This is a genomic window from Bacillota bacterium (genome assembly GCA_040754675.1).
Classification (GTDB): Bacteria; Bacillota; Limnochordia; order Limnochordales; family Geochordaceae; genus Geochorda.
On the sequence record JBFMCJ010000147.1, the window covers coordinates 1 to 8,705 of the forward strand.

The window sequence follows — 8,705 nt, forward strand, 5'->3', positions numbered from 1 at the left end:
CGTGGGATGGCTGCGCGGTGTCGAGCCATGCCATCCATGACAGGAACGGGACGGGTGCAGGATGGTGCGGTCCGATGGCCCTTGAGAGGATCGACCTTGCGACCTTCGACCGCCTGAATGTTCGTGCAGCAGGCGCAGAGGTGGTCACCTGGAACGGCCGCAGAGCGCTCCGCCTGGAAAACGGCCTGGCGCTGCTCAAGGACGTGGTGCTCGAGGACGCCGCCATAGAAGCGGACCTTGGCGCGGACGAGCCGTGCTCTCCGGGTATCGCGTTCCGCGCTGCCGGCGAGGACAACTTCGAACTGGCGTACGTTCGGCCGCACACCACAGGGCAGTGGGATGCCGTCCAGTACGACCCGGTGTTCCACGGCACCAACACCTGGCAGGTGTTCAGCGGGCCTCGATACCAGGGCCAGGCGGATGTCCCCACCGGACGGTGGTTCACGCTTCGCCTCGACGTCGTCGGCAGCACCATGGCCGTATCCATGGGCCAGCAGCGCCCCCTCATCGTGGAACCACTTGCCCATCCGCATCCGTCCGGCGGTGTGGGGGTCTGGTCGCTTCGACAGGCCTACTTCTCACAACTGCGCATTGGCGCCCCCGACCCGTCCAGGTTGGACCGGGCCGCCCCGCCGCCGATCGTGGAACCCGGCACGGTGACCTGGTGGTGGCTGGGCGGGCACGGGCCCGTCGAGGCCGAGGAAAACGGCACGTTGAATCTCAACAGGTATCTGCCTCAGGCCGGCGAAGCCGAGGCCACCGTGTACCGGGACTTCTGCGTGGACGGTTCGGGAGCGGTTGCGCTTCGCTTCGGCTTCAGTGATGAAATCGAGCTGTTCGTCGACGCCCGGAAGGTGTTCTCCGGGACGCACCGCCACACGGGCTTTGCAAGCCGGCAGTCCCGGGGCTACATCGAGCCGGGGGCGAACGTGGTTCGCGTGCCCGTGACGGCGGGACGCCATGTTGTCCTGGCCCGCCTCAGGGCCACCGAGCCCTTCGGATGGGGCATCGTCCTGGCCCTTTCCGGCGAGCAGGGGGCCGACGTCACGCTCGAGGGCACGTGACAGAGTACGCGCTCCACCCCCTTTCTCAGGTACTGGTGCCGGAAGGCGATATACCGCACGACCTCCCGGATGCCGTGCCATTCGGGGAACGGCCCCCACAGCGCCTGTTGCGAGGTCCGCAGGGGGCTCGGGGGATCCGGATACCAGCCTACAGCTCCTTGCGCCGGCTCAGCGGGTCGGGCCGTTCGGTCAGCCCCTCGGAGAGCGGGCTGAAGCCCACAATGATGGTCACGATGGCCATACCGGGAAACGCCGCCCACCACCCGCCGCCTCCCAGGTAAAGCTGGGCCTGGCTGATCTCGTAGCCAGGGTTCGGTGTCGGAGGCGTTGCACCGAACCCCAGGAAGCTCAGCGAGGCGTGCACCAGGATAGCCTGGGCCAGGTTGCTCCCCAGCAGCGGGGGAGCGCCGGCATTGGTGATCAGTCTGACTGACTGCCGGTACCCCCTTGACGGGGCGCGGGAGGTGGGCTATTGTGGTATCGATACCAAAGCCCGCCAGGAGATGGCGTGTCGGGTGGGAGACGTCGTTGAGATCTAACGGCTCCAGACCGCTTCGGACCACGATCCACGACGTAGCAAGGCTGGCTGAGGTATCGGTTTCTACCGTCTCCCGTTACCTCAACGGGTCACCTCATGTTTCCGAGGAAGCCCGGAGGCGCATCGAGTTGGCAGTACGTAAGCTCATGTACCGGCCCAGCCAGACGGCACGCACGATGCGTACGCGCCACTCTCGCACACTTGGGCTCGTAATTCCCGACATTGCACACCCCTTCTTCGCCGAGGTGATCCGGGGTGCCGAGGAGGCTGCAGCTACCCGGGGTTACACCGTGTTCTTGGTTAACACCGCAGAGAATCCGGAGAAGGAGCGCCAGCTTCTCGAAGCACTGGTTGACAAGGACGTGGACGGGATTCTTTACGGTGGTGGCTTTCAGCTTGACGGGTTGGGACGCAACATGTATGAGATGCCGGTTGTGGTGATCGACCGGGAGATAAACCTGCCACAGGCCCACGCCATACTGGTCGACAACCTGGCTGGCGCCTGCGAAGCTACGGCACACCTCTTGGCGGAGGGCCGCAGGCGCATCGCCGTTCTGACGGGACCGCGGCGCCACCGCACCAACTTCGATCGATATGAAGGTTTCGTCAAGGCAAGTCAGGAGGCAGGGCGCGACCTCACCGCCGCCCCTAACGCTGAGACCGTGGTCTCGATCGATGCGGGGAGAGAAGCCGTGCTTGCCTGGCTCGATTCGGGGATGCGTTTCGACGCCATCTTCGCGGCAAACGACCTGCTTGCAGTGGGTGCCCTCCAGGCCCTGTCCGAACGCCAGATCGGCGTCCCGGCCGACTGCGCGGTCGTGGGTTTTGACAACATCACGCTGTCCGCCCTGGTTCGGCCGGCCCTGACCACGGTTGACCAGCCCAAATACGAGATGGGTCGGCTGGGGGCGGAGTATCTCATCCGCGAAATAGAGGGGGAGCCGGCGCTCGAGAGGCGTACCGTACTTCGGCCTCGCCTCGTAGTCAGGCAGAGCTGCGGGCCGCACTAAGCGGGGCAGCGCCGGCGAGGGGGGTGATTGCCGGGGCTTAGACCGCTTCTACCGTTGCACAGCCGAAGGATCAACCAGAAGACGGAACAGGAGGGAACCGGGGATGAGAGGCCTGTCACGGATCGTGGGCGCATTGGTCATCGTAATGCTGCTCGGGTCTGTAGTGTCTGCGCCTGTCGCCGCGGCGCAACGCCCGCTGCGGATTGGCATCCTGTTGAAGACCCTTGCCAATCCATTCTGGGTTAGCATGAAGGAAGGGATCGAGCAGGAGGCAGCCAAGCTCGGCATTCAGGTCGACATCTACGCTGTTCCGACCGAGGGCGACCTCCGGGCCCAGGCGGAACTGCTGGAGACCATGCTCCAAAAGGGATACGACGGCCTCGGTGTGGCACCCATCAGCCCGGTGAACCTGATTCCGGGTGTGGCCAAGGCGACCGCAATGGGGATCCCGGTGGTAAACATCGACGAGGCCATTGACAAGGAAGAGCTCAGGAAGCAAGGCGGGTTCGTCTACTCGTTCGTTACCACGAACAACTTCAAGGTGGGCGAGCAGGCAGGCGAGTTCGTGGTCAAGTCCCTTGGCCCCCAGGGCGGCGAGGTAGCCATTATCGAGGGGGCGGCTGGCAACAAGTCTGGTAACGATCGCAGAGACGGATTCAGGTCCGTTGTGGAGCGCAACCCTCGGCTAAAGCTGGTTGCGAGCCAGCCGGCGAACTGGGATCGTATGCAGGCCCTCAACGTGGCCACCAACCTCCTCCAGCGCTTTCCGCGCCTCCGGGCCATTTATTGTGCGAACGATACCATGGCCCTCGGCGCGGTTCAAGCCGTGATCAACGCCGGAAAGCAGAACCAGGTGATCGTGGTCGGCACCGACGGGATTCCGGAGGCTGTGCAGGCCGTCAAAGAGGGTCGCCTTGCGGCTACTATCGCACAGGACCCGGCGGGAATCGGTGCCGAGAGTCTCAGACTTCTCGTGCAAGCTTTGAGCATCCCGCAGCAAGCGGAAGTGCCGTCGAAGCTTATCACGCGCTAGTCGTATCCTGGGCGAGGGGGGCCTATTGCGCCCTCCTCGCCTCCCTGGAGCTGAACCTCCCGCATGTTCAACACTGGGTACTCCGTAAACGGCCCCACCGCGGACAGGGCTGTCCTCCACGCCCCGGCTGGTGATCCAGGCACGGCAGGACAGCCTGTGGTTCGAATGCAAGATATAGTGAAGGACTTCTCCGGAGTCCGAGCGCTGGACCACGTCAGCTTCGAGCTACGAGCGGGTGAGGTCCACGTGCTCTTGGGCGAAAACGGGGCGGGTAAGTCCACCTTGATCAAGATCCTCGGCGGCGTGGTAGCCCCGACGTCCGGGGTCCTTACCGTCCATGGCAAGACTTATACAGCGTTGACCCCGGCACGGGCCAGGGAGTTGGGCATCGGCATCATCCACCAGGAATTGAGCCTGGTACCGACCCTGAGCGTGGCAGAAAACGTCTTTTTGGGGCGGCTACCCACGCGTCGTGCTGCCGGCTTTTCCTGGGTCGACTATTCCACTCTTTACCGGCGGACGGAGCAGGAACTCCGCCGGTTTCGCCTCGACGTCGACCCTCACACGCCGGTTCACAAGCTGGGCCTTGCAATGCAGCAGATGGTCGAGATCGTCAAGGCGCTCAGCCTCGGCGCCAGAATCGTGGTGATGGACGAACCGACCTCCGCTCTCACCGACAGGGAGGCTGGGGAGCTTTTCGAGGTGATCGCCCGGCTAAAGCGAGAAAGCGTTTCAATCATCTATATTTCACACAGGCTCCGCGAGGTGAAAACCATCGGGGATCGAGTAACGGTGCTGAAGGATGGCACCGTCGTGGGAACCCGGGATGTCAAGGATGTGGACGAAGACGAACTCGTGCAGATGATGGTAGGGCGTAAGATTGTCCGGACACGCCAGGTCCGGCAGGGTCGGCGGGGCTCTGAGGTGCTTCGAGTTGAAAACCTCACCGCCCCGGGTGTGTGCGATGTCTCCTTTTCCGTCCATGCAGGCGAGATCGTTGGGATGGCCGGCATCGTGGGGGCCGGGCGCACGGAGATCGCCCGAGCTATCGTGGGCGACCTGGGCCCGAGGAGAGGCCAGGTATTCATAGACGGAGTACCTGTTTCCATTCATAGCCCGCTCGATGCGCTGCGTTGTGGCATCGGGCTCATACCGGAGAGCCGAAGGGAACAGGGGTTGGTGCTCCAGTTTTCTGTATCACAGAATCTGACGCTCCCGGCGCTCCAGCTGGGGGCGGGCTTGGTGTCTCGAACCGGCTTCACCCTGAGGTCGGCTGAACGGCGGCTGGCTGAGTCGACGGCGGCGCACCTCGCGATCAAGTCCGGTTCAGTTCAAGAGCGGGTGGACCGCCTGAGTGGTGGAAACCAACAGAAGGTAGTGATCGGGAAGTGGCTCTTCCTGAACACAAAGGTTCTCATATTCGACGAGCCCACTCGCGGTGTCGACATAGGTGCCAAGGCCGAAATCCACCGCATCATCATGGACCTGGCTGGCCAGGGCCGGGCCATATTGCTTATCTCTTCCGAGATGCCGGAGCTCCTGTCGGTCTGTGATCGCATTCTGGTCGTTTACGAGGGCCGTATCACGGGGGAGTTCCCTGGACAGGCCTCGGAGGAGGAACTGGTTTACGCCTGTGTGACAGGGAGACGCAGGGATCAGGAGGGGTAGGTAATGCAAGGGGGACTCGTGGCGACTAGGGGGCAGCGCCCCAGCACGAGCCGGGGGGCCAGGGTGCAGGTCACATGGGAGCGCTACGGCACCTTGATGATTCTCGCTCTTCTGATGGGCCTAGTGGGGAGTATGGTGCCTGAGTATTTCTTTGCCCCCTCCAACCTGGTCCAGATACTGCTTCAGTCGTCGATCACCATCGTTATCGCGGTGGGCCAGTTGCTCGCGATCTTGACGGCAGGGATAGACCTGTCTGTGGGGTCGGTGGTTGCCGTTACAGGGCTTCTCACCGCGGTGATGCTGGTCGGCGGCGTCAACATGGCGGCGGCTATCGTGCTGGGAGGGCTCCTACCCGGCCTGGCCATGGGTCTACTCAACGGGCTGCTGGTCGCGCGTACCAACCTTCCGCCCTTTATCGTCACCCTCGGCGGTATGTCCGTTTACCGTGGCATCGCGCTCATCATCTCGGATGGGCGACCCATCTTCGGGTTGCCGCCGGAGTTCGGGAAGTACATCGCAGGCTACCTGGGCCCCGTACCGGTGCCGGTCATCGTTTCACTCGCCGTTGCGCTGGTGTTCCACGTCGTTCTGACACGGACCCGCTTTGGACGCAACGTCTACGCGATTGGCGGAAACACCACGGCAGCCTGGCTCTCAGGCGTCAACGTGCAGCGGCATCTCATACTGGTTTACAGTCTCGCAGGTTTGCTTGCTGGCTGTACGGGAGTGATCCTGACTGCCCGCCTGTACGCGGCAGAGCCGCTAGCCGGCATGGGGTTTGAGCTCCAGGCCATAGCGGCCACGGTGATCGGGGGCACGAGCTTCTTTGGCGGGGTTGGGACCGTGTTCGGGACCGTGATGGGCGCGCTGATCATGGGTGTCATCACGAATGCGCTCAACCTGCTCAACATTCAGACGTACTATCAACAGGTTGTTACCGGAGTAGTGATCATCGCCGCTGTGTTACTGAACCAATACATGTCGGGCAGGGGTATGAAGAAGTGAGCCTGTCTCCAACTCGCGTCGAATTCTCGGCGTCGCTCATGTGCTCCAGCTTCCGCCGGCTCGATGAAGAGGTCCAGGCCCTGAAGGAGGCAGGCATCGAGTACCTTCACCTCGACGTCATGGATGGGCGATTCGTACCAAACTATGGCCTCGGGGTCGACCTTGTTCGAGAGGTGCTGCGATTCAGCCCTCTTCCTGCAGAGGTGCATCTGATGGTGGAAAACCCGGAGCTGGGTTTACGCAGCTTCGCCGACATGGGTGTTCGGCGTATAATCTTTCATGTAGAGGCGACTCGGACGCCGATCCGGCTCGTCGAGCACGCCCGCGAGTTATATCCGGAGGTATTCGTCGCTATGAACCCGGCCACGCCCCTGAATGCGCTGGAGTACTGCCTGAACCTTCTGGACGGAGTCTGTCTGATGTCGGTCGAACCGGGCTTCGCTGGGCAGCGTTTCGTTCCCACCACTCCGCAGAAGCTCCGGGAGCTGCGTCGTCTCGCAGACCTGAGCCGGCCCGGGCTGCGAATCGAGGTCGACGGGCAGGTCAACGTAAAGACGGTGGCCTCCGTGGTTACAGCAGGTGCTAACCTTCTGGTGCTCGGTTCCTCGGGTCTATACAGCCATCCCCGGGGGTTCCGGGCTGCGGTCGAGGCCCTGAAGGAGGCCATGGCCGCATGATGGAGCACGACCGCGCCCCTTCCTTAGCTGCAGGTATCGATGTCGGCGCTACGAAAACGCTGGCCGTGGTCGTGACAAGACAGGGTGATATCGTTCGTCAGGTTCGGGTGAACTCGGACTTCGGCTCGGCGCGGGACCATGTAGGCGAGCGCTTGACTTCTCTGGTCGCCAGCTTGGTGATTTCTCCGGCTGAACTAGCCGGCATCGGCCTCGGGGCACCGGCCATCGTCGATCCTTCTACTGGCCAGATCCTTTCTTCGCCAAACCTTCGAGTGCTCGAAGGGCTGAGTGCAGATAAGCTGTTCGGCGGCGACATGGGGAAAGTGCCCATACTCATCGACAATGACGTGAACCTTGCAGCGCTGGGCGAGAGCTGGCTTGGCGCAGCTCGGGGGGCCCGGCACTTCGTATTCATCGCGGTGGGAACGGGCATTGGTACCGGACTGGTGCTGGACGGAAGACTCTACCACGGAACCGGGGGGGCCGGTGAAGGCGGGCATATGGTGCTGGTTCCCGACGGGCCCGAGTGCGGGTGCGGAAGCCGGGGATGCCTCGAAGCGATGGCTTCCGGGTCAGCAATTGCGCGCCGGTATCGGGAAGTCAGCGGCCAGACCGCCTCCGTATCTGACATCTTCTCGCTCTCCGCCGCTGGTGAGCCCGAGGCCAGGCAGGTCATAGAGGAGGCTGCCGCGTTCCTGGGCATCGGCGTCGCTAACTTCATCAACATCTTGGCCCCTGAGATGGTCGTGCTGGGTGGCGGGGTCATGATGAACCAGCATGCCGTGCTCATGCCTTTGGTGGAAGCCGCCATGCAGCGCCATGCTCGCAAGCCGCTCCTAGCGCGAACAGCAGTTGTCGTCTCCAAGCTGGGCGAGATGGCTTCAGCGGTCGGTGCCGCAGCCCTGGCTTGGCAACGTTGACTGTTCCGAAGGGGCGAGCGGCTTTGCCACCGCCCTTTGACCAGGGGGCCGGTCATAGGGTCCTGACCTACGAGGGGGTTGCCGTCTTAGCGATGACGTCATTCACGGAACCTTGGGCACGCCGCGTCGATTTTGTCACAGGCGTCATGTCGAACCCTGATCGAAGAACCGTGCGCCGCCTGTCTGACATGGCATGGGCTTTTCGGGACAAGGAGGCGGTCCGGCGGGAGCTGGAGCGGGGAGATCCCATCGTCTATGAGGTGTTCGAAGCTCTGGTGCCGGAGGTACCGGGCCACCTTCTCGCTTGTACAACCGTACTGTACTCGGGCCAGATCGGCGGCGAGTACTACATGACCAAAGGCCACTATCATGTGGTCAGGGAAACGGCGGAAACCTACTTGACCCTATCCGGCGAGGGGATACTGGTGTTGCAGCGGGAGGATGGAGCCGCGCAAACCGTACCGTTGCGCGCCGGACAGCTGACCTACGTACCGCCGCTGTGGGCGCATCGGACGGTGAACACTGGCGACGGCCCGCTGATCTTCTTTTCTGTCTGGCCTGCCCACTCAGGTCATGACTACGCCACCGTTGAGAGAGCCGGGGGGTTTCGCCGCCGGGTCGTGGCGCGTAACGGCAAGCCAGTGGTCGAAGCGGCTGAATAGCGAACGGTCAGCGGGGCGGTTCGCGCCGCCATCGGGTTGACCCATGATGCGCGCCTCGACGTGAGCGTTGCGCCGGCGGTGCGCCGCTCGCCCGGCCAGCCTCGGCCCGTCTGGAACCGGCAAGTCGT

Annotated in this window: 10 protein-coding genes; 9 read left to right on the forward strand and 1 reads right to left on the reverse strand. The window is 63.2% G+C overall.

Going from position 1 to position 8,705, the window contains the following annotated elements; translation table 11 throughout:
• Window positions 1-74 precede the first annotated feature (74 nt).
• Window positions 75-1,064, forward strand: a complete 990-nt coding sequence (locus AB1609_10025; GenBank protein MEW6046802.1) for a hypothetical protein — start codon at window positions 75-77, stop codon at window positions 1,062-1,064.
• Window positions 1,065-1,212: 148 nt separating this feature from the next.
• Here the strand turns inward: AB1609_10025 and AB1609_10030 are convergent, their stop codons facing one another.
• Window positions 1,213-1,428: a hypothetical protein gene (locus tag AB1609_10030; GenBank protein MEW6046803.1), complete on the reverse strand. Its 216-nt coding sequence runs from the start codon at window positions 1,426-1,428 to the stop codon at window positions 1,213-1,215.
• A gap of 52 nt (window positions 1,429-1,480) precedes the next feature.
• On the opposite strand from AB1609_10030, the gene AB1609_10035 reads away from it, so the two are divergent.
• From AB1609_10035 to AB1609_10070, 8 genes are all read left to right on the forward strand, one after another.
• Entirely contained in the window at window positions 1,481-1,603 is a 123-nt protein-coding gene (locus AB1609_10035; protein ID MEW6046804.1) for a hypothetical protein, read from the forward strand.
• Entirely contained in the window at window positions 1,593-2,612 is a 1,020-nt protein-coding gene (locus AB1609_10040) for a LacI family DNA-binding transcriptional regulator (GenBank protein MEW6046805.1), read from the forward strand. Before AB1609_10035 ends, AB1609_10040 begins: the two co-directional genes overlap by 11 nt.
• A gap of 103 nt (window positions 2,613-2,715) precedes the next feature.
• Window positions 2,716-3,645: a D-allose transporter substrate-binding protein gene (gene alsB / locus AB1609_10045; protein MEW6046806.1), complete on the forward strand. Its 930-nt coding sequence runs from the start codon at window positions 2,716-2,718 to the stop codon at window positions 3,643-3,645.
• A 165-nt stretch (window positions 3,646-3,810) separates the two neighbouring features.
• On the forward strand, window positions 3,811-5,313 hold the full coding sequence (locus AB1609_10050) for a sugar ABC transporter ATP-binding protein (GenBank protein ID MEW6046807.1): 1,503 nt from the start codon (window positions 3,811-3,813) through the stop codon (window positions 5,311-5,313).
• A 96-nt stretch (window positions 5,314-5,409) separates the two neighbouring features.
• A complete protein-coding gene (locus AB1609_10055) occupies window positions 5,410-6,318 on the forward strand; it encodes an allose ABC transporter (GenBank protein ID MEW6046808.1) in 909 nt (302 codons plus the stop codon).
• The gene (locus AB1609_10060) at window positions 6,315-6,995 is read left to right on the forward strand and encodes a ribulose-phosphate 3-epimerase (protein ID MEW6046809.1); all 681 of its coding nucleotides are present in this window, start codon (window positions 6,315-6,317) and stop codon (window positions 6,993-6,995) included. The genes AB1609_10055 and AB1609_10060 overlap by 4 nt, the downstream gene beginning before the upstream one ends.
• The gene (locus AB1609_10065; protein ID MEW6046810.1) at window positions 6,995-7,915 is read left to right on the forward strand and encodes an ROK family protein; all 921 of its coding nucleotides are present in this window, start codon (window positions 6,995-6,997) and stop codon (window positions 7,913-7,915) included. The genes AB1609_10060 and AB1609_10065 overlap by 1 nt, the downstream gene beginning before the upstream one ends.
• Window positions 7,916-8,007: 92 nt before the next feature.
• Window positions 8,008-8,577, forward strand: coding sequence for a glucose-6-phosphate isomerase family protein (locus AB1609_10070; protein MEW6046811.1), 570 nt, complete (start codon window positions 8,008-8,010; stop codon window positions 8,575-8,577).
• The last annotated feature ends 128 nt before the right edge of the window (window positions 8,578-8,705 follow it).

Excerpts from the sequence above, each read along its gene's own strand:
- AB1609_10055 (MEW6046808.1), top strand. The coding sequence starts at position 5,410 with ATGATTCTCGCTCTTCTGATGGGCCTAGTGGGGAGTATGGTGCCTGAG.
- AB1609_10025 (MEW6046802.1), top strand. The coding sequence starts at position 75 with ATGGCCCTTGAGAGGATCGACCTTGCGACCTTCGACCGCCTGAATGTT.
- AB1609_10065 (MEW6046810.1), top strand. The coding sequence starts at position 6,995 with ATGGAGCACGACCGCGCCCCTTCCTTAGCTGCAGGTATCGATGTCGGC.
- alsB (MEW6046806.1), top strand. The coding sequence starts at position 2,716 with ATGAGAGGCCTGTCACGGATCGTGGGCGCATTGGTCATCGTAATGCTG.
- AB1609_10050 (MEW6046807.1), top strand. The coding sequence starts at position 3,811 with ATGCAAGATATAGTGAAGGACTTCTCCGGAGTCCGAGCGCTGGACCAC.
- AB1609_10070 (MEW6046811.1), top strand. The coding sequence starts at position 8,008 with ATGACGTCATTCACGGAACCTTGGGCACGCCGCGTCGATTTTGTCACA.